The sequence below is a fragment of the Streptomyces sp. NPDC051218 genome (genome assembly GCF_044455475.1).
In the GTDB taxonomy this organism is placed as follows: Bacteria; Actinomycetota; Actinomycetes; order Streptomycetales; family Streptomycetaceae; genus Streptomyces.
This window is the reverse complement of record NZ_JBITEU010000007.1, coordinates 211,533-237,485: the sequence shown is the minus strand read 5'-3', so window position 1 is coordinate 237,485 and position 25,953 is coordinate 211,533. Positions and strand designations below refer to the sequence as shown.

The 25,953-nt window shown below is 69.7% G+C and carries 28 protein-coding genes; 20 read left to right on the top strand and 8 right to left on the bottom strand.

The window, feature by feature from the left end:
- The first annotated feature begins 130 nt into the window (after nt 1-130).
- A complete protein-coding gene (locus tag ACIBCK_RS22290) occupies nt 131-1,180 on the top strand; it encodes a hypothetical protein (protein ID WP_399392722.1) in 1,050 nt (349 codons plus the stop codon).
- A 109-nt stretch (nt 1,181-1,289) separates the two neighbouring features.
- Nucleotides 1,290-1,949, top strand: a complete 660-nt coding sequence (locus ACIBCK_RS22285) for a hypothetical protein (RefSeq protein WP_399392720.1) — start codon at nt 1,290-1,292, stop codon at nt 1,947-1,949.
- Between the two features lie 104 nt (nt 1,950-2,053).
- Here ACIBCK_RS22285 and ACIBCK_RS22280 read toward each other — a convergent pair whose 3' ends face one another.
- The gene (locus ACIBCK_RS22280; protein WP_399392718.1) at nt 2,054-2,932 is read right to left on the bottom strand and encodes an alpha/beta fold hydrolase; all 879 of its coding nucleotides are present in this window, start codon (nt 2,930-2,932) and stop codon (nt 2,054-2,056) included.
- A gap of 70 nt (nt 2,933-3,002) precedes the next feature.
- On the opposite strand from ACIBCK_RS22280, the gene ACIBCK_RS22275 reads away from it, so the two are divergent.
- Nucleotides 3,003-3,953, top strand: coding sequence for a GlxA family transcriptional regulator (locus tag ACIBCK_RS22275; RefSeq protein WP_399392717.1), 951 nt, complete (start codon nt 3,003-3,005; stop codon nt 3,951-3,953).
- Between the two features lie 52 nt (nt 3,954-4,005).
- On the top strand, nt 4,006-4,902 hold the full coding sequence (locus ACIBCK_RS22270; RefSeq protein WP_399392715.1) for an aminoglycoside phosphotransferase family protein: 897 nt from the start codon (nt 4,006-4,008) through the stop codon (nt 4,900-4,902).
- A 36-nt stretch (nt 4,903-4,938) separates the two neighbouring features.
- On the opposite strand, the gene ACIBCK_RS22265 is transcribed toward ACIBCK_RS22270, so the two are convergent.
- On the bottom strand, nt 4,939-5,610 hold the full coding sequence (locus ACIBCK_RS22265; RefSeq protein ID WP_399392713.1) for an HAD family hydrolase: 672 nt from the start codon (nt 5,608-5,610) through the stop codon (nt 4,939-4,941).
- Between the two features lie 86 nt (nt 5,611-5,696).
- Nucleotides 5,697-6,698: an ornithine carbamoyltransferase gene (gene argF, locus ACIBCK_RS22260; RefSeq protein WP_399392711.1), complete on the bottom strand. Its 1,002-nt coding sequence runs from the start codon at nt 6,696-6,698 to the stop codon at nt 5,697-5,699.
- Nucleotides 6,699-6,973: 275 nt separating this feature from the next.
- On the opposite strand from argF, the gene ACIBCK_RS22255 reads away from it, so the two are divergent.
- Nucleotides 6,974-7,780 (top strand): DUF899 family protein, encoded by an 807-nt coding sequence (locus ACIBCK_RS22255; protein WP_399392709.1) that lies wholly within the window; start codon nt 6,974-6,976, stop codon nt 7,778-7,780.
- Nucleotides 7,781-7,844: 64 nt separating this feature from the next.
- Here the strand turns inward: ACIBCK_RS22255 and ACIBCK_RS22250 are convergent, their stop codons facing one another.
- Nucleotides 7,845-8,279 carry a hypothetical protein gene (locus tag ACIBCK_RS22250; protein WP_399392707.1) on the bottom strand — a complete coding sequence of 145 codons (435 nt, stop codon included), beginning with the start codon at nt 8,277-8,279 and terminating at the stop codon, nt 7,845-7,847.
- 60 nt (nt 8,280-8,339) lie between these two features.
- Entirely contained in the window at nt 8,340-8,951 is a 612-nt protein-coding gene (locus ACIBCK_RS22245; protein ID WP_399392705.1) for a TetR family transcriptional regulator, read from the bottom strand.
- 75 nt (nt 8,952-9,026) lie between these two features.
- On the opposite strand from ACIBCK_RS22245, the gene ACIBCK_RS22240 reads away from it, so the two are divergent.
- Entirely contained in the window at nt 9,027-9,509 is a 483-nt protein-coding gene (locus tag ACIBCK_RS22240; RefSeq protein WP_399392703.1) for an SRPBCC family protein, read from the top strand.
- A gap of 682 nt (nt 9,510-10,191) precedes the next feature.
- On the opposite strand, the gene ACIBCK_RS22235 is transcribed toward ACIBCK_RS22240, so the two are convergent.
- Entirely contained in the window at nt 10,192-10,950 is a 759-nt protein-coding gene (locus ACIBCK_RS22235; protein ID WP_399392702.1) for a DeoR/GlpR family DNA-binding transcription regulator, read from the bottom strand.
- A gap of 1,046 nt (nt 10,951-11,996) precedes the next feature.
- Between ACIBCK_RS22235 and ACIBCK_RS22230 the strand changes: the two genes are divergently transcribed.
- The 13 genes from ACIBCK_RS22230 (at nt 11,997) to ACIBCK_RS22170 (ending at nt 23,580) form a co-directional block, all read left to right on the top strand.
- Complete coding sequence (locus ACIBCK_RS22230) at nt 11,997-13,163, top strand: SIS domain-containing protein (RefSeq protein ID WP_399392700.1); 1,167 nt, start codon at nt 11,997-11,999, stop codon at nt 13,161-13,163.
- Nucleotides 13,164-13,274: 111 nt separating this feature from the next.
- Nucleotides 13,275-13,481 (top strand): fumarylacetoacetate hydrolase family protein, encoded by a 207-nt coding sequence (locus ACIBCK_RS22225; protein WP_399392698.1) that lies wholly within the window; start codon nt 13,275-13,277, stop codon nt 13,479-13,481.
- On the top strand, nt 13,478-15,124 hold the full coding sequence (ilvD, locus tag ACIBCK_RS22220; RefSeq protein ID WP_399392696.1) for a dihydroxy-acid dehydratase: 1,647 nt from the start codon (nt 13,478-13,480) through the stop codon (nt 15,122-15,124). The genes ACIBCK_RS22225 and ilvD overlap by 4 nt, the downstream gene beginning before the upstream one ends.
- Before the next feature lie 201 nt (nt 15,125-15,325).
- Nucleotides 15,326-16,576, top strand: coding sequence for a flavin-containing monooxygenase (locus ACIBCK_RS22215; protein WP_399392695.1), 1,251 nt, complete (start codon nt 15,326-15,328; stop codon nt 16,574-16,576).
- A 31-nt stretch (nt 16,577-16,607) separates the two neighbouring features.
- The gene (locus ACIBCK_RS22210; protein ID WP_399392694.1) at nt 16,608-17,075 is read left to right on the top strand and encodes a RidA family protein; all 468 of its coding nucleotides are present in this window, start codon (nt 16,608-16,610) and stop codon (nt 17,073-17,075) included.
- Nucleotides 17,072-17,749, top strand: coding sequence for a DUF1028 domain-containing protein (locus tag ACIBCK_RS22205; RefSeq protein WP_399392692.1), 678 nt, complete (start codon nt 17,072-17,074; stop codon nt 17,747-17,749). The genes ACIBCK_RS22210 and ACIBCK_RS22205 overlap by 4 nt, the downstream gene beginning before the upstream one ends.
- Complete coding sequence (locus ACIBCK_RS22200; RefSeq protein ID WP_399392691.1) at nt 17,746-18,891, top strand: M20 family metallopeptidase; 1,146 nt, start codon at nt 17,746-17,748, stop codon at nt 18,889-18,891. Before ACIBCK_RS22205 ends, ACIBCK_RS22200 begins: the two co-directional genes overlap by 4 nt.
- Nucleotides 18,888-20,255, top strand: coding sequence for an MFS transporter (locus ACIBCK_RS22195; protein WP_399392689.1), 1,368 nt, complete (start codon nt 18,888-18,890; stop codon nt 20,253-20,255). The genes ACIBCK_RS22200 and ACIBCK_RS22195 overlap by 4 nt, the downstream gene beginning before the upstream one ends.
- Before the next feature lie 40 nt (nt 20,256-20,295).
- Nucleotides 20,296-21,213, top strand: a complete 918-nt coding sequence (locus tag ACIBCK_RS22190) for a LysR family transcriptional regulator (RefSeq protein WP_399392687.1) — start codon at nt 20,296-20,298, stop codon at nt 21,211-21,213.
- Between the two features lie 121 nt (nt 21,214-21,334).
- Nucleotides 21,335-22,450 carry an AI-2E family transporter gene (locus tag ACIBCK_RS22185; protein ID WP_399392685.1) on the top strand — a complete coding sequence of 372 codons (1,116 nt, stop codon included), beginning with the start codon at nt 21,335-21,337 and terminating at the stop codon, nt 22,448-22,450.
- Between the two features lie 22 nt (nt 22,451-22,472).
- Entirely contained in the window at nt 22,473-22,769 is a 297-nt protein-coding gene (locus ACIBCK_RS22180) for a hypothetical protein (RefSeq protein WP_399392683.1), read from the top strand.
- Nucleotides 22,766-22,951 (top strand): hypothetical protein, encoded by a 186-nt coding sequence (locus ACIBCK_RS22175; RefSeq protein ID WP_399392682.1) that lies wholly within the window; start codon nt 22,766-22,768, stop codon nt 22,949-22,951. The genes ACIBCK_RS22180 and ACIBCK_RS22175 overlap by 4 nt, the downstream gene beginning before the upstream one ends.
- Before the next feature lie 68 nt (nt 22,952-23,019).
- The gene (locus ACIBCK_RS22170) at nt 23,020-23,580 is read left to right on the top strand and encodes a cytochrome b (protein WP_399392680.1); all 561 of its coding nucleotides are present in this window, start codon (nt 23,020-23,022) and stop codon (nt 23,578-23,580) included.
- A gap of 203 nt (nt 23,581-23,783) precedes the next feature.
- On the opposite strand, the gene snpA is transcribed toward ACIBCK_RS22170, so the two are convergent.
- Nucleotides 23,784-24,476: a snapalysin gene (gene snpA, locus ACIBCK_RS22165; RefSeq protein ID WP_399392679.1), complete on the bottom strand. Its 693-nt coding sequence runs from the start codon at nt 24,474-24,476 to the stop codon at nt 23,784-23,786.
- Between the two features lie 438 nt (nt 24,477-24,914).
- Here snpA and ACIBCK_RS22160 point away from each other — a divergent pair, with 438 nt between their 5' ends.
- Nucleotides 24,915-25,442: a 2'-5' RNA ligase family protein gene (locus ACIBCK_RS22160; protein WP_399392677.1), complete on the top strand. Its 528-nt coding sequence runs from the start codon at nt 24,915-24,917 to the stop codon at nt 25,440-25,442.
- Nucleotides 25,443-25,559: 117 nt separating this feature from the next.
- Here ACIBCK_RS22160 and ACIBCK_RS22155 read toward each other — a convergent pair whose 3' ends face one another.
- Nucleotides 25,560-25,895, bottom strand: a complete 336-nt coding sequence (locus ACIBCK_RS22155; RefSeq protein WP_399392675.1) for a GPP34 family phosphoprotein — start codon at nt 25,893-25,895, stop codon at nt 25,560-25,562.
- Nucleotides 25,896-25,953: the final 58 nt, after the last annotated feature.

Sequence of the window (25,953 nt, the reverse complement as noted above, 5' to 3'; positions counted from 1 at the left end):
CAACACCTCAACAGGTCACGCAGGCTCCGGGGGAACGGTTCCCGAAAGCCACACGACACACTGCGGGCGCTCGACCGTCCTCTCCGCTTCTGGGGAACCACCCCGTACAGCCCGGTCGTCAGGTACGGATGTGACTGAAGTGACGCCCGCCCTGCAAGCCGACCACCGCCGCGAACTGATCTCCGACCTGTCCGGGATCGTCAGCGACTACCCCTACGTGGATCCGGAATCGACCCTCACTGTCCTAGCCGACGACGCGGCGGAGGCACTCGGCCGCAACGCCACCCCGCAGGGCCGCCGCGAGCGGACCGGGTACACGATCCTCCTCCACGCAACCTGCTGGTACGTCGCCGCACGCATCGTCAACAAGTCCCTGTTCGCGGCCTACATACAGGTCCTGGACGGGTTCCGTACCGAGTTGGACCGGGCATCCTGCACCTGCCCGGGGGATGCCCACCCCGTCGACCTCGACTCGGAGTACGCGGTCGAGGCCGGGGTGAGCATGCTGACCGAGGCAGGCCGGGCCGCCTTCGCCGAGGACGGTGGCCTCAACGCCGACGAGCTGGCGGCGCTCGACTGCGAGGGGTTCCTCTCAGACCTGGCCGATCAGGCCCTGGAGCGCATGCGCGAGGCGCACCGGGAGCTCTTCGGTGGCATCGATGTGTCCCATCTGGACGCACAGTTCGTCCAAGGCGGCGGCAGCCTCGACATCGTCGCCATGCAGGAGGCAATCCGCCGTACCTGGGAGAACAACACCGGCCCGGTCGCCTTGTGGTCCGCCCGCCGCTGGCTCTCCGGGCAGGTGCGGGAAGAGGAGCGGCTCGGCCTGTTCCTGTGCATGTGGATGGGCATTGCCCAGACATACGAGGGACTACCACCCTCGTATGCGCGTGACTTGGCCGAAGCCGTTGACACCATCGACCTGGATGTCTCCTGCGAGCACTCGCAACACCCATGGTCCGCCGCCAACTCAACGGTGCAGTCCCGATGCCGCGCAGTGGTTCACCTCTACGCGCCCCTGGACCACCCCGACACCCCCGTCCCCGTCGAACTCTCGGCCCGCGAGTTGTGGGAATGCCCGGTGCAGTACGCCCAGTTGGCGCGAATGGCTCTGGAAAACTTCAAGGGTTGGCGCACCATGCGGGGCGGTAACGACGAGGACTGGGACTGGGCGGGCTGAGCGGTGGGTGCGCTTCAGCACTGACCCGACTTGTCGACGGCGGAGCCGCTGCCCCGGTCGGCGGGTGGAGGCCCCTGGCGAGAGGGCCGCGCTCGCTAGTGTGGCCGACATGTCTAATCAGATGAACGTGGACAGAGTCGCAGCAGCGTGGGGACAGATAAGTAGTTGGCTCGCGGAACACGCCCCGTTGTCGAGCGAGGCGCTGCTGCCGCCCGCACCGTCGGAGGAGGTCATTGCAGCCGAGCAGAAGCTGCGCGACTACGCCGGGCACGGCTTCCCGGCCGAGCTGAAGACCTTGTGGTCGCTGTGTGGAGGGCTCCAGCCAGTTGATCTGCCGGAGGAAGACGAGGACGACGGTGACCTGAACCCGCACGGGTTCATCCCGGAAGGGAATCTGCTCTCCCCGGAGTGGGCTGTCCATGCGCGCCTCAGCTCCGACGGCTTCGCAAGCGAGTCGACACCGCTGGGGATCCAGTGGGTGCCGTTCTTGGGCGAGCACTGGGAAGGGGGTGTCTTTGGCCGTTACGTCGATGCCGCGCTTTCGCCGAGTCCCGTGGGCCGTTGGGATGCGATGGCGGGCCTGCATATCGGCGGTACCTGCTTTGCGTCGATCGCTGACCTGCTGGAGCAGACGGTCGAGGGCATCACACACGGCGGAGGACCGCTGGTCACCGACAGGCAGGTGCCGGGACTGGAGAAAGGCTGCCTGACATGGGGGGACCCACGCGAACCCCTGATGCTGCATCCTGCCTGGCGGCCTCTGCACTAGAGCTGCCGGCCGGCCCAACCCGTCAGGGTCCCGGATCGCTCGGCCGTCGTATTCGGCGTGGCTCGCCACAGTCGCAGCCTCGAAAGCGCGAGCTCGTGATCGCATTACGAGTTCGAAGGCGTCGGCGTCGGCGTCGCGAAGAAGTTGGCGAGCTCGCGGCCGATTTGGTCGGGGGCGTTCTCTGTGGGGATGTGGTCCGCATTGGGGATGCGGATGAGCGTCGTGTCGTGCATCTCTGAGGCGAACTGTTCGGCGTATTGCACTGTTTCGTGGAGGTCGTCCTCCCCCCAGATCAACAGCTTGGGCGTTGTGGACCGCTTCAGGGCGGGGACGAGGTCGAGCGTGTATCGGTTGTCGGCGGCGGCTGCCAGAGCCATCCAGGAACGGCGCACTCGTTCGTCCGTCCACGGGTCCAAGTACTCCGTGATCAACGGCTCAGTGGCGACACCGGCCAGGACTCTGGTGATCGCCTGCCGACGGGCGGCGAGTACGCCCTCTTCCGCACCCCCGCCCCGGAATTGGGCCACGTGGGGCGCGGGCCAGGAGTCGTAGAGGACCGAGTTCACCAAGGCCAGCCGGGACACGTCGAGCCCCTTGTGGGCGAGGAGGTGCTGGGCGATGGCGCCGCCGATGTCGTGGCCTGCCACGGCGATGGGGCCGGCGAGGTTCAGTGCGGCGGCGCATCTCGTCACCCAGTCGGCGAGGGCCGGAACCGTGGCCGTTTCCGGCGTGAGTCGGCCTCCTGAGCGTCCCAGCCCGGGGAGGTCGACGGCCAGGGGCCGCAGCCCTGCTTCGGCGAGGTGGCCGAGTACGGGGAGCCAGACCCGGCTCCAGTACGTTCCGTGCAGCATCAGCACGGGCGTGGCGTCCTGCCGCCCTGCTGTCAAGTAGCTGACTGCCTCGCCGTCCACCTGGACTACGGTCCTCACCACGGTTGATTCGGAGGGCTCGCTGGTTTCGGTGATTCCAGTGGTTTCGCTCATCGGGCCACTGTGACCCGTGTGGGTTGTCCGGCCGAGAGTCGAGAAAGACACCCAGGGGTACATTCTTGCCATGCGTCCTCATCGGGTGGTGGCCCTGCTCAATCCTCCTCAGTCGCCCTTCGAACTCTCCTGCGTCACCGAGGTCTTCGGCACCGCCCCGCAGGAAGGTCCGCCCCGCTACAGCTTCGGGATCTGCGCCGAGCACCCCGGCCCGCTGCCGACCACCGCCGGTTACGCGATGGTCGTCGACGCCGCGCTGGAGGCCTTGGAGCAAGCGGACACCGTGGTCGTCCCCGGCTGGCAACCGGCCGGCGCCACCGCATCACCGGCCGTCACCGCGGCGCTGCGGGCCGCCCACCGGCGCGGTGCGAGGATCGTCGCCATCTGCACGGGCGCCTTCGTCCTCGCCCAGGCCGGACTGCTCGACGGCCGCCGCGCCACCACCCACTGGCGAGACACCGCTCGGCTCGCCGCCGCCTTCCCCAGGGTGCACGTCGACCAGGATGTGCTCTTCGTGGACCACGGAGACGTGGCCACCAGCGCCGGAACCGGTGCGGGCATCGACCTGTGCCTGCACCTGGTCCGTTCCGACCACGGCTCTGCTTACGCCGCCCAGATCGCCAGAAACATGGTCCTGCCGCCGCACCGGGAGGGCAGCCAACTCCAGTACGCCGCACAGTCCACGCCGGCCAGGGCGGACGAGTCATTGGCACCCCTACTGGAGTGGGCAGCCTCCCGACTCGACACCCGACTGACCCTCGACCGGCTCGCCGAACAGGCTGGGCTTTCCAGCCGGACCCTTGCTCGGCGGTTCACCGAACAACTCGGCACCAGCCCGGGACAGTGGCTGCTCGGCCAACGCCTCGACGAGGCACGTGTCTTGCTGGAGCAGACCGACCTGCCGGTCGAAGCCATCGCCAGCCGCGTCGGACTCACCTCGGCGGTCAATCTGCGCCGCCGTTTCCGAGCACACCTCGGCACCACACCCGGCGCCTACCGACGCACCTTCGGCCAGATGTGACGGAACTGGGCTTCGCATCTTCCCGTCTGCCGCATTAGTACTGTGGCTTCGCATGACCGACTCCGAGATCGAGATCACCGCAGACCTGGTCCGCGACCTGCTACGGGAACAGCATCCAGACCTCGCAGGGCTGGCCATCCGCGAGGTCGCGGGCGGCTGGGGCAACCAAATGTGGCGCCTCGGTGACGAGTTGGCCGTACGCATGCAGCGCATGGACCCCACCCCGGAGCTCCAGCTCAAGGAACGGCAGTGGCTGCCCGTACTGGCCCCGCGCCTGCCGCTCCCCGTCCCGAACCCCGTGCGGTTCGGTGCACCGTCCGAGCGCTTCCCCAAGCACTGGACCGTGATGACGTGGGTCCCCGGCGAGCCACTGGACCACGCCTCGATCAGCCGCGGCGACCACGCCGCCGACACGCTGGCGCGCTTCCTCAAGGCACTTCACGTGGAGGCGCCCGCCGAGGCGCCGAGCAGTGCGGACTTCGGCGCTCACCCCAAACACTGCACGCACGGCTTCGAGAACTTCTTCCGAGCCGTCACGCCCGACGACATCGCCGCCGACGTCCGGGCTGTCTGGGACGACGCCGTCGCGGCCCCCGAGTGGGAGGGTCCGCCGGTTTGGGTGCACGGCGACCTTCATCCCGCGAACGTCGTCGTCTCTGACGGAACGCTCTCGGGCATCGTCGACTTCGGTGCCATGTTCGCCGGCGACCCGGCCTGGGACCTCGCCGCCGCATGGGTGCTGCTACCCGAAGGCACAGCCCCACGATTCTTCGACACGTACGCGCACGCAGACGAAGCGGCGATCCGGCGCGCCCGCGGGCTCGCCGCCATGAAGAGCCTGTTCCTGATGCTCATGGGGCAGAACGGAGACCGAGGCCTTCCGGGCGGCAAGCCGCGCTGGGGCCCTGCGGGCCGGGCGGCGCTTGATCGTGTTCTGACGGGCGTTTGACCGCGGGGTTCTTTATACGTGCTTGCTCTCGGTCTTTCAGACGGTGGAGACCCGGCGATGTGAGCTCGCCGCGAAGGCGAGGATGTCGGGTACTGCCTCGCGCAGGCTCGCGAAGTGGCGGTGCACACCGTCCACTGGTGCCTGGGCGTTGACTCCCCACACCGTCATGCCGGCCCGCAGGCCGGACTCGACGCCGGACAGTGCGTCCTCAACGACCAGGCAGTCCTCTGGCTTGGCACCAAGTCGTTCGGCCGCCAGCAGGTAGGGGACGGGTGACGGCTTTCCCTCCGCGACGGCGGCGGCATCTACGAGCACGTTCGGAAGCGGCAGCCCTGTCCGGGCGAATCGCCCGCGCACCCGGTGCTCGTAGTTCGAGGTGACCAGCGCCCAGGAGCCCGAGGGCAGGGCGGACAACAACTCCGTCGCACCGTCGAAAGCGGCATAGACACCGGACCGGACGTCCTCGTCCTCCAGTTCATGCAACACGGCCAGGCACTCCCGCGGGTCCCGCTCCGGGGCTACCGCCAGAAATGTCTCCACAGGGCGCGTCCGCAACGCCACTTGGTAGACCGCAGCAGGTTCGAGTCCGTAGCGCGCCGCCCACGTCGCCCAGACCCGACGCTGGTTGGCGACCGCATCGATCAACGTGCCGTCGACGTCAAAGAGGACATACTTCCCGGAACTCGGTTCGGTACGTTGGCTGGTCACGCCGTGATCATGCCATCACCCCGCGGCGTCAGCCTCCCCCGGCGTAGTCGAGTGTCTACGTCACTCCCCCCACTCGGCGGCTGTCTTCAGCCGGCCCGCTGCTGGGACGTGGTGATCAGGGTGTGGAGTACGGCCTGGGCGGTGGGGAGTCGGTTCGCTGCCTGCTGCCAGGCCAAGCAGCGTGGGCCGTCGAGGATGTCTGAGGTGATCTCCTGCCCGCGTACGGCGGGCAGGCAGTGCAGGACCATCGCGTCCTGGGGCGCGAGGGACAGCAGCAGGTCATCGACCCGGTACCGCGCCAGATGTGTCGTGCGCTCCGCGGCCTGGTCGTGTTTGTCCATGGCCACCCACACTTCGGCGTAGAGAGCCTGCGCTTCGCGGACGGCGTCCTCGGGTTCCGTGGTGACAGAGACGGACCCGCCCGCCTGGTCTGCCGTCTGCCGTGCCTCCTCCAGAAGGTCCGCGTCGGTCTCGTAGCCGGGAGGGCTGGCGATGACCAGGTGCATGCCGGAGGCGGCGCATGCGGAGAGGAAGGAATTGCAGGTGTTGCTCTTCCCGTCTCCGATGAAGGCGGCCCGCAATCCGGCCAGTGTCCCGAAGTGTTCGCGCAGGGCCATCAGATCGGCCAGGGACTGGCATGGGTGGTGGCTGTTGGTCAGCGCGTTGATGACCGGGACGGAGGAGGATTCAGCCACCTCTTCCACCGTGGAGTGCTCGTAAGTGCGCACCGTGACGGCGTCGAGGTAGGAGGACAGGACGCGGGCGGTGTCGGCGACGGTCTCCCCGTGCCCCAGCTGAAGCTCGTTCCGGTTCAGCACGATGGCGGCCATGCCGAGTCGTTGAGCGGCTGTGGCCAGCGACACCCGCGTACGTGTGGATGGCTTTTCGAAGACACACCCGACCGTCGCCCCGCGAAGGCTGTCGAGCCAGCCCAGCGGCTCGCGCTTCATGCCGTCCGCCAGATCGAGCAGCGCCGGCAGGACGCCCGGGTCCAGATCGCTGACCCGTAGCAGATGATCCGGAATCTTGCCTCGCGTGACGGGCGAGTCGGCAACGAAGGGTGCGGGGGGACGGGAAGGAGGGGGCATGGCACGTCTCCGATTCAGGTTTTCACCAGGCGGCACAGCCCGAGCCTGTACCTGGACGAAAGAGCGGGCACCCGCACCCGTCCGATCGGATGAACCTTCCGGGGTCCTCATCCGCACCGGCAGCACCGGCAGCACCGAAGGAGCCGACCGGTCGCTGGGATGCCACACGCCGCGGCACGCCGCGGCACGCCGCGGCACCGTTGCGTCCGGTCGACGACCGTCGTTGAGTTCCAAGGGACTCAGCGGTGAAACAGCGGCGAAGGAGAGAAGCAGCCATGACGGATGAATCAGCAATCCCCGGCAAGCCCGCGGTCGTCGACCGCGCCACCTTTCAGGCCGAACTCGACAACCTGCGGGCCCGGGAGAAGGCGCACACCCGGGAAGGCGATGCGATCGCCGCTTCCCGTCGGCGCCTCCCCATGGTCGAGGTCGACCCCGGGCTCGAGCTGATCGGACCGAACGGCCCGCTCACCCTGCGGGACGCGTTCGAAGGCCGCCGACAGCTCGCCGCGTACTACTTCATGTGGTGGCCGACCCGGCCCGCGCCGGAGCAGTGCGAAGGGTGCACGCTGTTCCTCAGCCAGGTCGCCGAGCTGTCCTACCTGCACTCCCGTGACATCACCTACGCCGTCTTCAGTCAGGGCCGCAACACCGCGTTCGGCCCCGGCGACCCGCAGGTCTCGTACGACGAGAGCCTGCGCTATCGGGACTTCATGGGCTGGACCATGCCGTGGTACTCGGCGCAACCCTCCCTCGATACGCTCCTCGTAGGCCGCGAGATCGGGTTGTTCCACCTCGTGTGCTACCTCCGGGACGGCGACCGCGTCTTCGAGACCTACTGGACGAACCGCCGCGGCGTGGAGGCGATGGACTACAGCTACGCACTTATGGACCTCGCCGTCTACGGCCGTCAGGAGCCTTGGGAGGACTCACCGCCCGGCTGGCCCCAACACTGCTCCATGAGGACCCACAGCGGCTCACCCACGTGGCGGCCGGTGTCGGAGGAGTCGGGCGGACGGCCCGTTGCCCAGTGGCCGCGACTCGACGCCGGACACTCCGACGACCTTGCCGGTGGAACTTGATCGTGCCCGCCCTCGGGCCGTCACGGTCGCACCAGCCACCCCTTTTGGGGTTCAGGTTGGAGGTTCAAGCCGGCTGAGGCGCCCCGGCCGCAGCCGCGGAGTCCGTCGCCTGCTGCCGATCGAGCTTCTCCGAGACGCGGTCGCGGAGAAGCTCGTACTCCTCCTGGAGCCTGCGCCATTCGGCCACGGGCGGGCGGGGGATCACGATGCCTCCCGTGACGATCTCCTCCGGCCGAAACTGCTCGCGGGTGAGGTCGATCTCAACGCCCATGCCCAGACGGTTCCACCAGTGGAAGTCCACACGCTCTCCGTCGACGTGGACCTCTCCGCGGATCAACTCACCTCCCAGCAGGTCGTTGAGCACCATGGCGGTCACCCCGCACTGATCCCGGGCCGGGTTGTCCTCGGACCAGCGCGACCGGAACTCAGGAGTGCACGTCTCGGCACTCCAACTGCTGCGAACGGCTCGTTCGATGTCGGTGAGAAGCAACGGTTTCATGGCGGTGATCCTGCCAGCAGGCACTGACAACGGCCGGACGCTGACAGCGTCGGCAACCCCTCAGCCGGTGGCGGCCGGCTTCGCAGAAATCATGCTGAGCAGCGCGGTGGCGGATTCCTCGGCCAGATCCTCGGCATGGGCGGGGAGGGGCTTGCCGGCGCGCAGGTGGCGGCGTACCAGTGCCAGGGGCAGGTCGACCAGGGCGAGCGTGACACCTTCCGTGGCCTGGGGGTCCTCTGCACCCAGAGCTGCGGCGACGGATGCGAGTGCGGTGTAGACGCGCTGGTTGCCGCGGTCCGCGCGCCGGATGAGTTCCTCCGGCCATTCGGAGCGCCCGAAGTCCTCGGCGCCGTAGAGGAGGAGAGCGGCTTCCTCCGGGTGGGCCCTGGCCCAGGCGACGACCTGGCGGGCTGCCGTTGCCCCGGCCCGCTGGGCGTCGGCTTCTGCTTCGAGCGTCGCGAGGTACCCCTCCTGGAACCTCTCGACCGTCCGCAGCCACACTTCCGCGAGCAGAGCCGTCCGTCCGGCGAACCGGTGGTACACCGAGCCGCTCGGGGCTCCTACCTCCTTGGCCACGGCGGACATGGTGACGCCGGTCGGCCCCGCAGCGGCGGCCCGCCGCACGGCGGCGTCGAGGAGTTGGTGCATGTCGAATCGGGGTGGTCTTGCCATGCCCCAGAGAGTATTCTCAAACGTATTAGAGACCGCTCTCTATAACGCTTTCCATGACTAGCCCCGGGAGACCCTATGGGCATCTACAACGTTCACGAGCGCGTGCTGGCCGCGACGGAGAGCGAGGTGGGTGCGCTGATCGATACCCTGGCCGGATCCGAGGACGCGCTGTGGCCGCGCGAGGAATGGCCGCCCATGAAGTTCGACCGCCCGCTGGCTGCCGGGGCGGTCGGTGGCCACGGCCCTGTCAGGTACACCGTCGCCGCCTACGCCCCCTCCACCTGGGTGCGCTTCACCTTCAGCGGGCCACGCGGCTTTCATGGCTTCCACGAGTACGCCGTCCTGGCCGTCGACGAGGAACACACGCTGCTGCGCCACACCCTCGCCATGAACGCACGCGGCCTGGCACGGCTCACCTGGCCGCCGGTCTGGCAGCCACTCCACGACGCACTCCTGGAGGACAGCCTGGACCGCGCCGAACTCGCTTGCACGGGAGCGGTTGCGCGCCCTGCCCGACGGGGTCGATACGTACGGCTGCTACGCGCTCTTGCTCGCTGAACGCTGAACGCTGAGCCGAGCATCGACGGGTCGCGGTCTCCGGCGGGGGTTCAGCGTGAAGCTGCCGCCACGCACGCACCCACTCAAGTGAGCAGTTTCAGTCAAGGCGTGCGCATCATTGCCGCCAGTCGCGTGAACCAGCACAGTGGCAAGGTCAGTTGATCACGGCCAGTCGGCCGACTCCGCCGAACTCGCTGACGCCTTCTCCGTCTACCGCGATCAGCTCGAAGGGCACACTGAAGACCGAGCTGGGCGTCAGCGCGGAGTGCACGGAAAACGATCTGCGTGCGGGCCAGTTCCTGCGCATGGTCAACTACCACAACGGTCCGGCCAGTTGAAAGGACCATCTGTGGCCGAACTGCGTCGCTACGCGGAGGACGTCGAAACAGTCACTGTCGCCGGTTGAGGTCTGAGTCGCCGCGGCCCTGGGGCTGCCGCCCTCAGTGTGGTCGCGGTGCTGTGCGAGACCTTCCTGATCAGTACGGGGGGACGGGATCGTGGCTACCCGGCCGCTGGCTGTCGTGCACGGATCCGACCGGGGCAGTGAGGCGACGCGCAGGGCACTGGATGCAGCAGCGGGGGCGTTGGCCGAACGGTGGGGCGTTCGGCACGGGGAGGCCTGGGTCGAGTGGGCGGCGGGCCTGCGGCCGACGGGCGTCTGACCGGGCCCCCCTGCGGCCGGTCAGACCTGCACGACGTCCACACCGGCAGCGCGCAGTGCCCCCAACTCGTTCTCGGGCGCCGAGCCGTCGGTGATCACCCGGTGCAGCCGGACGGCGGGGGCGATCCGCACGGGACCCGAGCGGCTGAACTTCGACCCGTCGACCAGGGCCGTGACCCGCCGTACGCGCGAGAGCAGCCACCGGTCGGTCTCCGCCTCGTCCACGTGCGCACCGCTGATCCCCGCGCCCGTGATGCCGTAGGCGCCCACGAACGCCTCGTCCACCTGCAGCTCTTCAAGGGCCTGACGTGTCAGGTGACCCAGCAGGGACATCTCGCGGTGGCGCAGGTATCCGCCGAGCACCACCGTGCTGATGTCCTCGAACTGGGCTAGTTCACCGGCCAGATGGAGCGAGTTGGTCACGACGGTCAGCCGCTCGATCCCGTCGAGCAGCGGCACCATCGCGGCCGTGGTCGTGCCGCCCGTGATGAGGATCGTGGCCCCGGGGGCGATGTGCTCCACGGCGGCGCTCGCCAGCTTGCTCTTCTCCCAGGAGGCGAATCCGCTGCGCTGAGGACGGTCCGCCTCGTCCGCCTGGACCGCCTCGGCCATCGCGCCGCCGTGGGTACGGTTCAACAGGCCCTGGGACTGCAGCGCGGACAGGTCCCTGCGAATGGTCGAAGGGCTGACGTCCAGACGCTCGGCGAGCGTGCCCACATGCGCGACGCCCTCCGCGCGCACCGCGTGAAGCAGCCTCTTCCTTCGCTCGGCGCCCAGCATGGCCTGGTCTCTCTTCCCTCGTCATGGTCCCGGCGCCCTGCTCGGCCTCGGCACCCGGGGCATCTTGGGCCGACGGTGGTCCGCCTGCCGCACCGGCAGCTTACTGGGGATGCTCATCCTTGCCGGAATGTGACTCGGATGCGTGCGTGGACTCAACTGCGTGCGTTGACTCAGATGCGTGCGTTGACTCAGATGCGTGCGACGGCGCACGCACGCTCACTCCGGCCGCGACGCCCACAAGCGGCCCCTCCCAACACGGCGTCCTTGTCCGCCGGGCGTCCAGGAGAGCGAGAGCGGCAGCGGAGATCTCCTGCGGTGCGTGCCGGCGCGCAGTGTGCCCTTGCCCCTGCCCCTGCCAGCCCAGTACGAGCAGTCTGCTCGCCGCTTCCGAACGGGCTGCGGCGGGCAGGTCATTGGCGAGCCAGACCTCGGAGTCGGCGCTGGTACGGTCCGGTGCTGCCCGTTCGCTCGTTACCAGGAGGACGACGGGGCCGGGGCCTTTCGGCGGTGCCGCGCAGCTCCGCGCCGAAGGCGTCCGCCGTGATGTCCGCGGCGAGTGGGGTGCCGCGGCCCGCTTGTCCATCGGCGAGTTCTCGCAAGTCGGGCGCGGAGCGGGCAACGGCGGTCACGGACACGCCTCGTCCGGTCAGCGCCGTGACCGCGGGGCGCAGGATACGGGTGGCTCCAACGACCAGCGAACGTGCGGCCTTTGACGCATGGGCAGGGTCTGGGCCTGAGGACTATTCGCCTGAGGGCTTTTCAGCCATCGGGCTCCGTCTTTTTCGTCAGGGGCAGTTCAGCGCGTTCACTTCAGCAGGGCTGCGGCACGCGAGACCCGCCGGGCCCACCCGGACATCATCGCTCACTGTTGCTCGTTTCTGCTCATTGACGCTTGTGAATGCGAGTTAATAAGGTGCGGATGTGGCGCTGACGGCCCAGCATCAGCGCCGAGATTCTCGTCGCCCGGCCCGACCACCCGGACCGAACCCATCAACCATCCCCACCCGCCCCCGCACCCCCACTCGCCCCTGCTCGAAGGAGCTCGCGTGAAGACCGCCGTCCCCGAAACCACCGAGGGCCCGTCCGTGCCGCAAGGCGCCGCCCACACGCACCGTGAAATCCACCAACAACCGCTCCTGTGGGCCGAGATGGCCTCCCGCCTGACGCAGGAGCGCTCCGCCATCGACGTGTTCCTCGCCCCCCTGCTTGCTGAGGCACGGCTGCGTATCGTCCTCACGGGCGCGGGGACCTCCGCCTACGCGGGGCAGATCGCACGGTCGGCCCTCGCGCGAGCAACGGGCCGGGCGGTCGAGGCCGTCGCCACTACGGACATCACGGCCCACCCCGACACATGCTTCGAGGAGCCTGACCGGCCGACCCTGCTGGTGTCCTTCGCACGCTCCGGCAACAGCCCCGAGAGCATCGCGGCGACCGAGATCGCCGACCGGCTGCTCGACCACTGCGCCCACCTCGTCATCACCTGCAACACGGACGGCGCCCTGGCCGATCGGCATCGGCACCGCGCCGACTCCTACGTGCTCCTGACGCCTCCGGAGGCGGAGGACCAGGGCTTCGCGATGACCTCCAGCCTGACGTGCATGCTCCTCGGGGCGCTCAGCGCGCTGGGCGGCAGCAGCGTCCAAGGGCTTGACGACTGCGCCGCCGCGGCCCGGGGCCTGCTGTCCGGCGCAGTGCCCGCCCGGGTCGAGGAACTGACCGATCGCGCTCCGGACCGTTTCGTCTACCTGGGAAGCGGCGCGCTGCAAGCCCTCGCCGGCGAGTCCGCGCTCAAGCTGCTTGAGCTGACCGGAGGCGCGGTCACCGCTCTGCCCGAATCGTCGCTGGGCTTCCGGCACGGCCCCAAGGCGTTCCTCACCCAGCGGACGGCGGCCATCGTCTATGTGTCGAACAACCCCTACACGCGCCAGTACGACCTGGACATCTTCCGGGAACTGCGCGGCGCCCTGCCCGCCGGCCAGGTGGTGGCCGTCGCCGCACGGCCCGACGGGCTCCCGGCCGAACACACCTGGCTGGTGGAGGGCATGGCCGAGGCCGAGGACGCCGCGCTGGCACTGCCCGCCGTGCTGTGCGCCCAACTCATAGCGCTGGCAGCCTCGTTGGCCTGCGGAATGCGGCCCGACAATCCCTTCCCCGACGGGGAGGTCAACCGGGTCGTCCAGGGCGTCACGATCCACCCCCTACCGGCGCGCTGAGCGGTCAACTGGACTGGGGGGCCGAGCGGGCCTTCGTCATCGGCCGTACGGCGCGTGAGGTGAGCGCGCAGAACGCCATGTCGTACGTTCGGCTACACCGTCGCCAACGACGTGTCGGCGCGGGACGCACGATTCTCCGACGGGCAGTGGTTCCGAGGCAAGAACTTCGACGGGTTCTGCCCGCTCGGTCCGTGGATCGCCACCGAACAGGTCGACCAAGGGAACCCCGCACCGCGTGGGTATGGAACCCACCGCCGACCCCAGCGGGCTTCTCCCCCCCTCCCCTCCCCCCCCTCTCCGCTGAAGGAGCCGCGATGAACATCGCCGACGATCCCGACCGCGCACCGGCCCGCTCACACCTGTACGCGATGGGCCTGACCGAGGAGGAGATGCGGCAGCCCACCGTCGGCATCGCCTCGACCTGGACCGGGACGATGCCCTGCAACCTCACGCACCGTGACCTGGCACGTCACGTCGCCGCAGGCGTGCGCCGGGCGGGCGGGACACCCATGGAGTTCAACACCATCGCCGTCTCGGACAACCTGACGATGGGCACGCCCGGCATGCGGGCCTCGCTCGTCAGCCGCGAGGTCATCGCGGACTCGATCGAACTCATGGGGCGAGCCCATCAGTTCGACGCCATGGTCTGCATCGTCGGCTGCGACAAGACGGTGCCCGCCGCGATGATGGCCATGGCCCGCCTGGACATCCCTTCCGTGCTCCTCTACAGCGGCAGCATGATGCCGGGCACGTGGCGCGGGCGCGAGGTGACCATCCAGGACATGTGGGAGGCCCTCGGCGAGCGGGCCGTCGGCCGCGTCAGCCAGGACGACGTGGACGATCTGGCCCGGCACGCCTGCCCGGGCGCCGGAACCTGCGCGGCGCAGTACACCGCGAACACGATGGGCACCGTCGCGGACTTCCTCGGCCTCGCACCGTTCGGCGTCGGCGACATCCCCGCCACGGCCGCGGAGAAGACCGCCGCGGCCGAGCGCGTGGGCGAACTCGCCCTCGACGTAGCGGCCCGCGACCTACGGCCCTCCTCGATCCTGACCGCGGACGCCTTCCACAACGCGATCGTCTCCGTGGCCGCCACGGGCGGCTCCACCAACGCCGTACTGCATCTGCTGGCCATCGCCCGCGAGGCGGGCATCGACCTCTCCATCGACACGATCGGCACGGTATGCCGTGAGGTGCCGATCATCACCGCGCTGAAGCCGTCCGGACCCCACACGGCGGCGGATCTGTGGCGGGCCGGCGGCACTTCGCTGGTGGCGGCGCGGCTGCTGGAGGCCGGTGTGCTGCGCGAGTCGGTGACCCTGGTCGACGGCCGTTCACCGGCGGACGTCGCCGCGGCCGCCGTAGGGACGGAGGGGCAGACAGTGGTGCGCGAGGTGAAGTCCCCCGTCAAGCCGGCGGGCGCCCTGGCAATCCTGCGCGGCTCGCTCTCTCCGGACGGCTGTGTGCTCAAGCTGGGCGGACGCCCCGACTTCGTCCGGCAGGGCCCGGCCCGGGTCTTCGACTCCGAGGAGGAGTGCTTCGAGGCCATCCAGGGCGGCCGGATCACGGAGGGCGACGTGGTGATCGTCCGCTACGAGGGCCCGGCGGGCGGTCCGGGCATGCGGGAGATGCTGTCGATCACCGGCGCCCTGGTCGGGCAGGGCCTCGGGGAATCGGTCACCTTGGTCACCGACGGACGCTTCAGCGGCGTCTCCCGCGGCCTCGTGATCGGCCATGTCGCCCCCGAGGCGTGGCACGGGGGCCCCATCGCCCTGGTGGCGGACGGTGACACGGTCGTCGTCGACTCCGCGCGCCGCACGCTCGACCTCGACGTCCCGGCCGAGGAGCTCGCGGAGCGCCGGGCGCGCTGGACCCGCCCGGACCGCACTGTCGAACGCGGCGTCCTCAGTAAGTACGCGGCAGCGGTCGGCTCGGCGTCGGACGGCGCGATCACCGTGTGACGCCGACAGCCGAAGGCACCGAAAGCACGCCCCGGCAGCCGATGGAACCGTGCCGCACTGTCCGCCGAGCGTCGCTCGGCGGACAGTGCGCGCCTGCGGTACCGCATCGGAAAATCAGATCACTCTCCACTGAAACATCTGTTGGACAGGGTTTCGGAGGCACCCAAAGATAGGTGGACTACCGCCTGACTGGAGGCCGAAATGGCGAGTGAAGAGACGGAAGTTGTCGTCGTCGGGGCGGGCCAGGCCGGCGTCGCGATGAGCGAGCACCTGGGGGCCGAGGGCATACCGCACATCGTCGTCGAGCGGCACCGGATCGCCGAGCGCTGGCGCACGGAACGCTGGGACTCCCTGGTCGCGAACGGGCCCGCCTGGCACGACAGGTTCCCCAACCTCGAATTCCCCGACATCGCCCCCGACGCCTTCGCGACGAAGGAACAGGTCGCGGAGTACTTCGTCGCGTACGCCGAGAAGATCGGCGCCCCGGTCCGCTGCGGCGTCGAGGTGACGTCGGTGCGCAAGCACGAGGGCCGGCCGGGCTTCCGGGTCGAGACGTCCGAGGGTTCCATCGACGCGCGGTTCGTCGTCGCCGCGACCGGCCCCTTCCAGCGGCCCGTGGTCCCGCCGATCGTCCCGAACGGCGCCGTGACGACGCAGATCCACTCCAGCGGTTACCGCAATCCGGAGCAACTGCCCGGGGGCGCCGTCCTCGTGGTCGGTGCCGGCTCCTCCGGGGTGCAGATCGCCGATGAACTGCGCAGGGCCGGGCGCCGGGTGTTCCTGTCGGTGGGCCCGCACGACCGGCCGCCGCGCGAGTACCGGGGGCGTGACTTCTGCTGGTGGCTCGGGGTGCTCGGGCTCTGGGACCTGACCACGCCACCGCAGGGCGCCGCCCATGTCACCATCGCGGTCAGCGGTGCGCGCGGCGGCCACACCGTGGACTTCCGCGCGCTTGCCGGTACCGGTGTCGAACTCGTCGGCATGACCGCGGCGTACGACAAGGGTGTGCTGCGCTTCGCGCCCGACCTCGCCACGAACATCGCGGCCGGCGACGAGAAGTACCTGGCGCTGCTGCGGGCGGCCGACGCGTATGTCGAGCGCAATGGGCTCGACCTTCCCGAGGAGCCGCAGGCGCATGTCCTTGGCCCCGATCCGGCGTGCGTGAGCGACCCCCGGCTCGAACTCGACCTGGCGGAGGCCGGGGTCACCTCGATCGTCTGGGCCACCGGCTTCGCCGCCGACTACGGCTGGCTCGACGTCGACGCGTTCGACGAGGAAGGCCGGCCCGTCCAGAGCCGGGGCATCTCCCGCGAGCCCGGCGTCTACTTCCTGGGCCTGCCGTGGCTGTCCCGCCGCGGGTCGAGCTTCATCTGGGGTGTCTGGCACGACGCCCGGTACATCGCCGATCACATCACGACCCGGCGCGGATACCTCGCGTACGGCAGCAACTGACCCGTGTACGGCACCAGCTGAGGAGCAGACCATGGCAAACGCCCCGATCGTGGCCGGCGGGCACACCCGGATCCGGCCGTTCAACACCCGCGACACCTACCCCGAGCAGAGCCTCGACAACGACCTCTGCCAGGCCGTCGTCGCCGGCGACACGGTGTACGTGCGCGGGCAGATCGGCCAGGACCTCGACACCAGCGAATCCGTCGGCGTCGGCGACGCCGAGGCACAGGCCGAGCAGGCCATGGCCAACATCAAGATGCTGCTCGAAGAGTCCGGCAGCCGGATGGAACACCTGGTCAAGCTGACGATCTACCTGATCGACCCGCGGTATCGGGAAGCGGTGTACCGCACGGTCGGGCGCTGGACCAAGGGCGTCCACCCCATCTCCACCGGCCTGGTCGTCTCGGCGCTCGCCCGTCCCGAGTGGCTGTGCGAGATCGACGCCGTCGCCGTCATTCCGAGGGCCGTCGCCGTCATTCCGAGGGAGGAGCGGGCATGACGTTCTCCCTTGTCGTACGCGACGGTGAGCGGTTCGGCATCGCGGGCAGCTCGTCAAGCCCAGCGGTCGCCGCCCGCATCGCCCATCTGCGTCCCGGCGTCGGCGCCGCGAGCTCGCAGAACATCACCGACCCCATGCTCGGCACGGCCCTCCTCGACGGCCTGGCCGCGCACGGTGACGCCGAGCGCGCCCTCGCCGAAATCACCGGCGCCGCAGTCAACGAAAAGACCATCGCCTACCGGCAGTTGACCGTCCTGGGACGGCAAGGCCCCGGCTTCGCCCACAGCGGCCCGCACACGCTCGGCACCTACGCGTCGGCCACCGCGGACGGCGCCGTGGCGGCCGGCAACATGCTGTCGGGGAAGCACATCCCCGGCGTGCTCCTGGAGGCGTACCAGCAGGCCACCGGAGAGCTCGAGGAGCGGCTGATCACCGCGATGAAGGCCGCCGTCGCGGCGGGCGGCGAGCAGGGTCCGGTGCGCTCGGCAGGGATGGCGGTCGTCGCGGACGTCGGCTGGCGGGTCACCGACCTGCGCATCGACTGGGCCGACGACCCGATCGACCGGCTCGGCGAGCTCCTCGACGTCTGGCTGCCGCAGCGCGACGACTACGTGACGCGCGGCCTCGACCCGGCGACCTCGCCCTCGTACGGCGTTCCCGGAGATGAACGATGAGCGCCCTGAAAGAGGCCGCCCGCACGGCCGTCGACCGGCACGCCGACGATCTGGTCGCGTTGTCCGAACACCTGCACGCCGACCCGGAGACCGCCTGGGAGGAACACCGGGCAGCCGCCCGCGTGCCGGAGCTGCTCGACCGGGCCGGCTTCGGCGTCACCGCGTCCTACCTGGGTCTGGACACCGCGTTCCACGCCTCCTTCGGCAGCGGGCCCACCCGGATCGCGCTGTGCGCCGAGTACGACGCGCTGCCCGGCCTCGGGCACGCGTGCGGGCACAACCTCATCGCCGCGAGTTCGGTCGGCGCCGCGCTCGGCCTCGCCGCCGTGGCCGACGACGCCGGGCTCACCGTCGAGGTCTACGGCACTCCCGCCGAGGAGGGCGGCGGCGGCAAGATCGAGCTGCTCGACCGCGGCGCCTTCGCCGGAGTCGACCTCGCGATGATGGCGCACCCGGCACCCGTCGACGTCGCCGAGGCCCGCCCCTTCGCCGTCAGCCACTCGAAGGTCGCCTACACCGGCAAGTCCGCGCACGCCGCCGCCTACCCCGAGGCCGGGATCAACGCGGCCGACGCCTTCACCGTGGCGCAGGTCGCCATCGGCCTGCTGCGCCAGCAACTCCCGGCCTCCGCGCGCGTGCACGGCGTCGTGACACACGCGGGGGACGCACCGAACGCCATCCCGGAGCGCTCCTCGGGCCGCTGGTACGTACGGGCCGAAACCCTCGCGGAACTCGCCGAGTTGGAGCCGCGCGTCATGCGGGCCTTCGAGGCGGGCGCGCTGGCGACCGGCTGCGACCTGGAGATCGAACCGGAGAGCAAGCCGTACGCGGAGTTCCGCGCGGACGAGAAGGCTCTGGCGCACTACCGTTCCAACGCCGTCACTCTGGGGCGTGCATTCGCCCCGCCGGGCCAGGCCGCGCGCATGAACCGGGCCTCCACCGACATGGGCAACGTGTCACAGGTGGTGCCCGCCATCCACCCCTACATCGGCATCGGCTCCCTGCCCGCCACCAACCACCAGCACGAGTTCGCCGCGTACTGCGTGGGCTCCACCGCACAGCGGGCACTGCTCGACGCGGCGACGGCGCTGGCGTGGACGGGCGTGGACCGCTGCCGACCGGCAGAGGAGACGTCGACATGACCGTGACCGAGCCTCAGGACACCGCGGCCGAAGTCCCCACCGACGTGGCCACGTTGCGTCGCAGCATCGCGGCGGGGGCCGTCGGCGTCTTCGTGCACTGGTTCGACTGGGCCGCGTACGCCTATCTCGCCGGCACCGTGGCGAAGGTGTTCTTCCCCGCCGGTGACAGTACGACCGGGCTGCTCGCGGTGTTCGGCGTCTTCGCCGTCTCCTTCGGCGTACGGCCGATCGGTGCCCTCGTCTTCGGGCCGCTCGGCGACAGGATCGGCCGCAAGCGCACGCTGTCCCTGGTCATTTTCATGATGTCCGGCGCGACGCTGGCGATCGGCCTGCTGCCCGGCTACGACTCGATCGGGGTCGCCGCCCCGGTGCTCCTGGTGGTCCTCCGTCTGATCCAGGGGTTCGCGGCGGGCGGCGAGTTCGGCAGTGCGGCCAGCTTCCTCGCGGAGAGCGCGCCGCGCCGACGGCGCGGATTCGGTGTGAGCTGGCTGGAGGTCGGCTCACTGCTCGGCTTCCTGGCCGGCTCGTTCGTCTTCCTGCTCCTGTCGACGGGGCTCGACGACGCCCAGCTCACCTCCTGGGGCTGGCGTATCCCGTTCCTCGTCGCGGCGCCGCTCGGCATCATCGGCGTGGTCATCCGCAACAAGATCGAGGACACCCCGGAGTACCGGGCACTTGAGGAGAACGACACCGTCCCGCGCAGCCCGGCCCGCGAGCTGCTCCGCTCCCACAAGCGCCAACTGCTCCAGGCGGCGGGCCTGATGGCGGCCATGCACGTCCCCTTCTACGCGGTGCTTACCTACCTGGTCACCTACGAGACCGACCACCTCGGTCACTCGGCCGACAGCGCGGCCCTGCTGTCCACCGTCATCTCCCTGCTCGGCCTCGTGCTGGTACCCCTGTTCGGCAGGCTGTCCGACCGGGTGGGCCGCAAGCCGGTGTTCATCGGGGCGACGGTGGCCCTCCTGATCGTCGCCACCCCCGCGTTCTGGCTGATGCGGACCGGGATGGCCGGAACGTGGATCGCCGGTCTCGCGCTCGGCGCGATCCTGGCCGCGATCCTCGGCACGTACGCGGTGTGGTCGGCGGAGGTCTTCCCCACGCGCACCCGGCAGAGCGGGCTCTCCATCTCGTACAACGTGACGGCGGCGCTGTTCGCGGGCACCGTGCCGTACTTGATGACGCTGCTCATCTCGGCGACCGGGAGCACGCTGGTGCCGGGTCCGTATCTGATGGTGTTCGCCGTGGGCGGCCTGATCGCGGCACTCTCCCTGAAGGAGACGGCCGGCTCGGCGCTGCTGCATGCCGAGGACGTGGCGGCTCGGACGCGGACGACGCCTGGATCGGACGTGGACGGCGCCTAGAGTCGGGCCCGCACCCGGTTCACCTAGCACGAGGGCTCGTATGACGTCGCCGTTGGGTTTCACGCTCGTTCAGCTGCGTTACTTCCTGGTCGCCGCCGAACGCGGCTCCATGACGGAGGCGTCGGCCGAGCTGCACATCGCACAGTCCGCCGTGTCCGCCGCCATCCACAATCTGGAGCGGGACCTCCAGGTGCAGCTGTTCATCCGCCGCCGGGGGCGGGGCCTGACCCTGACCCCTGCGGGGGAAAGGCTGCGCACGCAGGGCCGTGACCTCATTGCCCGCGCGCGCGAGGTCGAGCGGGAGGCGCGGGGGGACGGCGCGGAGCTCTCCGGGCCGGTGGCCGTCGGCTGTTTCGTGACCTTGGCCCCGTACTATCTGCCGCGCCTGTTCAGCGAGTGCACGCGCCTGCACCCCGGCATCGAGATCGACGTGGTGGAGGCGGAGGCGGACCAGCTCGTCGAGGCCCTGACCGCGGGGCGCATCGACTTCGCCCTCACCTACGATCTGGGCCTTTCCACCGAGCCGGAGCTGCGCAGCGAGACGATCGCCCGCGCCCCCGCCTACGTCATCGTCGCGGCCGACCACCCACTGGCGGGCCAGGGCAGCGTGCGCCTGGCCGAACTGTCCGCGGAACCGCTGGTCCTCCTCGACCTCCCGCACAGCCGCGACTACTTCCGCTCCCTCGTCGCCGCCACCGGCACCGCCCCCGACGTCCGCTACCGCACCCGCAGTTACGAGACGGTGCGCTCCATGGTGGCCCGCGGCCTCGGCTACTCCGTGCTCAACCAACGCCCCGCGACCGACCGGACCTACGGCGGCGGCGAGCTCGCAGAACTCGAACTACGGGACGCCGGACGCCCGTTGGAGGTAAGAATCGCGACGCTTGACGGCATGACACAGACCGCGCGGGCACGCGCGGTGATGGACGTACTGCGGGAGAGCACCGCCCAGTCGTAGAGGAAATCTTCCGTCTCGACCGCGTCATGAAAGGACATATCGGCATCCCCCACCGCATCCCAGTCCACTCCCTGCCCACTGCGGTGCAGCTTACGACTGGAGTATCAATAGGGTGTCCCCCATGCCTGCCACGCTTAGTTCCACAAAGTCCGCCGCCGCGCTCCGCAGATCGGCGCGGGTCTCCGTCGAGTTGCTGCTGGTTGTTGTCGCCGCCGCGGTGGCCCTGTGGGTTCTGGGTCGGATGTGGTCGGTCGTCTGGCCGCTCATAGTGGGACTCCTGCTCACCACACTGACCTGGCCGCTGGCCAGCTTCCTGCGCCGACGCGGGTGGCGCCCCGCCCTGGCCGCCTCGGTGGTGACCGTGCTGTTCCTTCTGGTCGCCGCGGGCATCGTGGCACTGATCGCGGTGCCGGTGGCGTCCGAGTCCGGTGAACTGGCCGACGGCGTGGCCGATGGCATCGAGAAACTGCGCGAGTGGGCCTCCGGGCCGCCCCTGAACATCAACGACGCCCAGATCTCGGACGGCGTCGACTCGGCGACCGCCCGGATCAAGGACAGCGTCGGCAGCATGGTCACCACTCTCTTCACCGGGTTGAGCACCGTGTTGAACGGTCTGGTCACCGCGATCCTGGCGCTCTTCCTGATGTTCTTCTTCCTCAAGGACGGCCCGCGGTTCCTCCCGTGGCTGGCCCGTCAGCTCCCCGGCCGGCTCGCCGAGGACATCCCGATCGTGGCGGCGCGCAGCTGGGACACTCTGGGCGCGTTCGTACGTTCTCAGGCCTTCGTCGGCCTGCTCGACGCGGTCTTCATCGGTCTGGGTCTGTGGATCCTGGGAGTGCCCCTCGTGCTCCCGCTGGCCGTGCTGACCTTCGTATCCGCCTTCGTGCCGATCGTGGGTGCCCTGTTCGCCGGCTTCGTTGCGGTGCTGATCGCGCTGGTGTCCAACGGCCTGACGGACGCGCTGATCGTGCTGGCGATCATCGTCGTGGTCCAGCAACTCGAGGGCAACGTGTTCCAGCCGATCATCCAGAGCCGCGGTCTTGGCCTGCACGCCGCGGTGGTCCTGCTGGCCGTCACCCTGGGCGCGAACCTGGCCGGCGTCGTGGGCAGCCTGCTCGCGGTACCGGCAGCCGCCCTGATCGCGGTGGTCTGGAACTATCTGCGGGAACAGCTCAGCGACCCGCCGCAGGAACCGGAGGCCGACGATACGTCGCCGGGCGCAGCGGTCCCGTCGTAGTCCCTTCTCGTAAGATGCCGGGATGTCCAAGCCGATATCGATGAGCCGCCGCAAGTGGGCTGCCGCGTGGGCTGTGTTGTGCGCGGCCGGCCTCGCCCTCACCGCCGCGCTGGACGCCTCCTCCGCTCGGGACCAGCAGCCCGAGAAGTCCGTCAGCGCCGAGTGCGACAAGTACATCGCGGACATCGAGACGCAATTGGCCAAGGCCAAGCAGGAAGGCACGGAAGACGGAGTGGTGGCCCTCGCGGGAGTCCACGCCGGCCCCGAGAACGACGACTGCAGCGACGCGTTCCGCGACCGTTTCGGAGGCGATGAGTGAGCCGCGGTGCCTGGCTCGCCACGATCGCGGCGCTGTCTTTCGTGGCCGCCGGGACGTTCGTCGCCGCGGGCGCTACGTCGGAGCCCGAGCCGCGGCCCACGCCCCCGCGGGTGTACTCCTCCTGCCTGGCGGCGGACACCCAGCCGATACCGGCGGACGAGGACCCCTGCGACAGCCGCTGAAGAGCGCCCGTGCGTCTAGCCGGACGCCCTTCTGACTAGGGAACCCCGCCAGAGGGCACGTTGGAGGGATGAGAACCCACTTGCGCAACGGTCCGCACGGCTATGGAGTGGTCACGAAGACGCTTCACTGGGTGGTCTTCGTGGCCATGGCCGCGCAGTTCGTCGTGGGGTATCTGCTCGACCCGGACGACGGCGGCCACGGTCGGGGGCGCGGCCGCGGGCGCGGCGAGGACTCGGGCCGCGGGCGAGGCCGTGGCCGGGGCTCTGAGGACGGGTATGAGCCCTTCGGTGACGATTCGCTGCTGACCGTGCACGTCGTACTCGGCGCCGCGGTCCTCCTCCTGGGTGTCGTCCGGATCGCCTGGCGGCTGGCCACGCCACTGCCCCCGTGGGCGCCGACTCTCACCCGACGAGAGCGACGTATCGCGCATGGCACCGAGACGGCGCTGTACGCGGCCATGCTCGCCGTCCCGGCCACAGGCATCGCACTGGTGCTGTCGGGTGACGGGCTGCTCGTTCTGCATGTCGCCGCGCAGATCCTCTTCTTCGCGGCTCTGGCGGCCCACGTCGGTCTGGTCCTCAAGCATCAACTGGTCGACCGCGATCACCTTCTGCGCCGTATGACCTGACGTCACTCGCGAACTCAGCCACCTCCGAGATCATGGTGACCCAGCGCGACCGGGGCCGCTCACCGCAGCCGACCGCGGCGGCGCGACTCCCCCCCCCCTGAGCGTCAATGCCCACGTCGGAGGAGAGCGCGCCGCGCGCGGCCGGCTTGGTACGGAGGTTGCCTGCGGTACGGGGCGATGTGCCAAGCGGGTGGCGTGCTCGGTCAGCGGACCTTCGTCAGCTCACCCTTGTCCTTGAGGGTGGCGATCCCCCTGGCCCAGAGGCTGTTGACCCGCTGACGCTCCTGCGCGTTCGGGTAGGCGTTGGTGCAGGACGTGCCGGGGCCGCCGCCGGACATCAGCTCGCTGCACGGGCCCGAGTAGTGGTCGGGCAGGCCGAGCACGTGCCCCGTTTCGTGAGACGTCACGCGGGTGGAGTTGTACTGCTGGTTCTGCCGGTAGTCCAGGAAGATGTAGCCGTGGCCGCGCCCATCGGTGGAGGCGTACGAGCCGCGCGAGTCGTTACCCTCGCGGTACTCGAAGTCGGCGGTCGAGCTGGTCTCCTGGAGCTTCACGTTGCTGACGGAGGAGTTCCAGATCTGCGTGCTCTGCGCTATCTGACTGCGGAAGCTCGGCGCCCGGGTCGTGCGGTACCGGACGGTGACGACCTGGATGCCCGGCTGCGCCGCCTGCTTCTTCAGCGCCGACTTCATGACGGCGTCGAAGAACCGCCGGTTGGCGGCCTCGTTCTCGGCGGAGCCCGCATAGGCCGCCGTGGCGTTCGATGTGGCGCTCGTGGAGAGGGACTTGGCCACGTCGGGCGACGGCGCAGCGAATGCCGAGGGGGCGGCGGCGAGCGAGCCGACGAGAGCGGCGGCGCCGAGGATGGCGAGCGATCTGGTGCGGGATCTGTTCATGGGGGGTGTGTCCCTTCCCGATGTCCGGTGGCCTGTATGGCCGGGGTCGCCGGGAACTTTGGGGCACGCGGATGCCCGGGATCCCGGGACCGAGGGCCTGCGGTGCGCCTTCGGTCGGGACGAGTATCGGGACGGCGGGGCCAGTTCGTACCGATACCGATCGGCGATAGCGGGAGAGCATCAACTGCGGTGCACAGGAGGGGACTTGCACTGCATCCAGGACACCTGGATGGGCCATCGATCGACATACCCTCCTCGGATACGTCGGGAGGGCGATGTGACAGGGATCGATGCTGTCGGTGACACTGCTGCTCGGCGGCCGAAACCGAGGAGAGACCGGAACCGAAGCGAGACCGGAACCGAGGAGAGATACGCCGGCTTCACCGGCGCAGGATGATGCGGCGGCACTCGACGCGGGAGACCCGGGGGATGGTTGCGATGCCGGTTTCTGGAACCACGGCTGTTCTGGCTCTACTGCCGGATGCCGAACCGCTGTTGGAGCTGGCCGCCCAGGTGGACGCGCGGGTGGTGCGACCGGGGGTACCCGCTCACGCGACGCTGCTCTACCCGTGGCTGCCGGCCGACCGGATCGGCCCGGCGGAACTGGAGCGACTCCGGGCCGTGCTGGTACGGGCCTCGCCGGAAGACGGCCGGATCCCCCTGCGGCTGGCCGAGGTCGAGCCGGCCCGCTCTTTCGTCAGCGTCCCGGTGCCCGAACTGTGCTCCCTCGCCACTGCCGTTCGCGCCGCGTTCCCCGAACAGGTCCCCTACGGGGGTCGGTTCGGGCAGGACCCGCCGGTGCACGTCACCCTGGCGCTGGACGCCGCAGCACCCTCCACTGCCGCCGATGTCGCGCGTCGCGTCTCCGGGCGGCTACCGATCTCCACCGAGGTGTCGGCCGTGCACGTGGTCGCCCTCGCACCCGAGGGTTGGCAGGCCCTCGCCGAGGTGCCGCTCACCGCTTGACGGACGACATCCAGTGCTCCCTCCAGCGCTCCCAGAATTCACGCGCTCCAGCCCCCGCCGACCGCCCGGCTCGACAGGTAGGAGTCGCGCAACGCCTTGCGCAGGCCGGGGACGAGCTCATCGAACCGTGCGGCGAGTGGCCAGCTCATCCAGCGGGATCGACGCCGGGTCGGCTCCGCCGAGCACGGTGTCGCGTACGCGATCCTGGAGAGCGCGGACATCTTGCGGGTGGGCGACGGTGACCCGGTCGGCGGGGATGAGTCCCATCACCTTGCCGCGGGAGACGTCGACCTCTCCCCTGGCGGAGAGCTGGTCGCGGACGGGAGTCTCCGCGGTGTGGGCCTTGTTGTGTATGAACTGCAGCCAGCCCTTGGGCTTGTTGTCGAGCTGGAACTTGCCCTGGTCCACGGTGTAGCAGAGCAGGTACAGGCGTTGCGGCAGCGTCTGGGGCATGGCGTCTCCCATGAGGAGGGGGCGGGGTTTCAGGTGGCGCACGGCATGGGGCGAGTGC

What these genes read in the sequence shown, in the direction of transcription:
- ACIBCK_RS22285 (WP_399392720.1), top strand. Translation starts at nt 1,290, where the DNA reads ATGTCTAATCAGATGAACGTGGACAGAGTCGCAGCAGCGTGGGGACAG.
- ACIBCK_RS22280 (WP_399392718.1), bottom strand. Translation starts at nt 2,932, where the DNA reads ATGAGCGAAACCACTGGAATCACCGAAACCAGCGAGCCCTCCGAATCA.
- ACIBCK_RS22275 (WP_399392717.1), top strand. Translation starts at nt 3,003, where the DNA reads ATGCGTCCTCATCGGGTGGTGGCCCTGCTCAATCCTCCTCAGTCGCCC.
- ACIBCK_RS22270 (WP_399392715.1), top strand. Translation starts at nt 4,006, where the DNA reads ATGACCGACTCCGAGATCGAGATCACCGCAGACCTGGTCCGCGACCTG.
- argF (WP_399392711.1), bottom strand. Translation starts at nt 6,698, where the DNA reads ATGCCCCCTCCTTCCCGTCCCCCCGCACCCTTCGTTGCCGACTCGCCC.
- ACIBCK_RS22255 (WP_399392709.1), top strand. Translation starts at nt 6,974, where the DNA reads ATGACGGATGAATCAGCAATCCCCGGCAAGCCCGCGGTCGTCGACCGC.
- ACIBCK_RS22250 (WP_399392707.1), bottom strand. Translation starts at nt 8,279, where the DNA reads ATGAAACCGTTGCTTCTCACCGACATCGAACGAGCCGTTCGCAGCAGT.
- ACIBCK_RS22245 (WP_399392705.1), bottom strand. Translation starts at nt 8,951, where the DNA reads ATGGCAAGACCACCCCGATTCGACATGCACCAACTCCTCGACGCCGCC.
- ACIBCK_RS22240 (WP_399392703.1), top strand. Translation starts at nt 9,027, where the DNA reads ATGGGCATCTACAACGTTCACGAGCGCGTGCTGGCCGCGACGGAGAGC.
- ACIBCK_RS22235 (WP_399392702.1), bottom strand. Translation starts at nt 10,950, where the DNA reads ATGCTGGGCGCCGAGCGAAGGAAGAGGCTGCTTCACGCGGTGCGCGCG.
- ilvD (WP_399392696.1), top strand. Translation starts at nt 13,478, where the DNA reads ATGAACATCGCCGACGATCCCGACCGCGCACCGGCCCGCTCACACCTG.
- ACIBCK_RS22215 (WP_399392695.1), top strand. Translation starts at nt 15,326, where the DNA reads ATGGCGAGTGAAGAGACGGAAGTTGTCGTCGTCGGGGCGGGCCAGGCC.
- ACIBCK_RS22210 (WP_399392694.1), top strand. Translation starts at nt 16,608, where the DNA reads ATGGCAAACGCCCCGATCGTGGCCGGCGGGCACACCCGGATCCGGCCG.
- ACIBCK_RS22205 (WP_399392692.1), top strand. Translation starts at nt 17,072, where the DNA reads ATGACGTTCTCCCTTGTCGTACGCGACGGTGAGCGGTTCGGCATCGCG.
- ACIBCK_RS22200 (WP_399392691.1), top strand. Translation starts at nt 17,746, where the DNA reads ATGAGCGCCCTGAAAGAGGCCGCCCGCACGGCCGTCGACCGGCACGCC.
- ACIBCK_RS22195 (WP_399392689.1), top strand. Translation starts at nt 18,888, where the DNA reads ATGACCGTGACCGAGCCTCAGGACACCGCGGCCGAAGTCCCCACCGAC.
- ACIBCK_RS22190 (WP_399392687.1), top strand. Translation starts at nt 20,296, where the DNA reads ATGACGTCGCCGTTGGGTTTCACGCTCGTTCAGCTGCGTTACTTCCTG.
- ACIBCK_RS22185 (WP_399392685.1), top strand. Translation starts at nt 21,335, where the DNA reads ATGCCTGCCACGCTTAGTTCCACAAAGTCCGCCGCCGCGCTCCGCAGA.
- ACIBCK_RS22180 (WP_399392683.1), top strand. Translation starts at nt 22,473, where the DNA reads ATGTCCAAGCCGATATCGATGAGCCGCCGCAAGTGGGCTGCCGCGTGG.
- ACIBCK_RS22170 (WP_399392680.1), top strand. Translation starts at nt 23,020, where the DNA reads ATGAGAACCCACTTGCGCAACGGTCCGCACGGCTATGGAGTGGTCACG.
- snpA (WP_399392679.1), bottom strand. Translation starts at nt 24,476, where the DNA reads ATGAACAGATCCCGCACCAGATCGCTCGCCATCCTCGGCGCCGCCGCT.
- ACIBCK_RS22160 (WP_399392677.1), top strand. Translation starts at nt 24,915, where the DNA reads ATGCCGGTTTCTGGAACCACGGCTGTTCTGGCTCTACTGCCGGATGCC.
- ACIBCK_RS22155 (WP_399392675.1), bottom strand. Translation starts at nt 25,895, where the DNA reads ATGCCCCAGACGCTGCCGCAACGCCTGTACCTGCTCTGCTACACCGTG.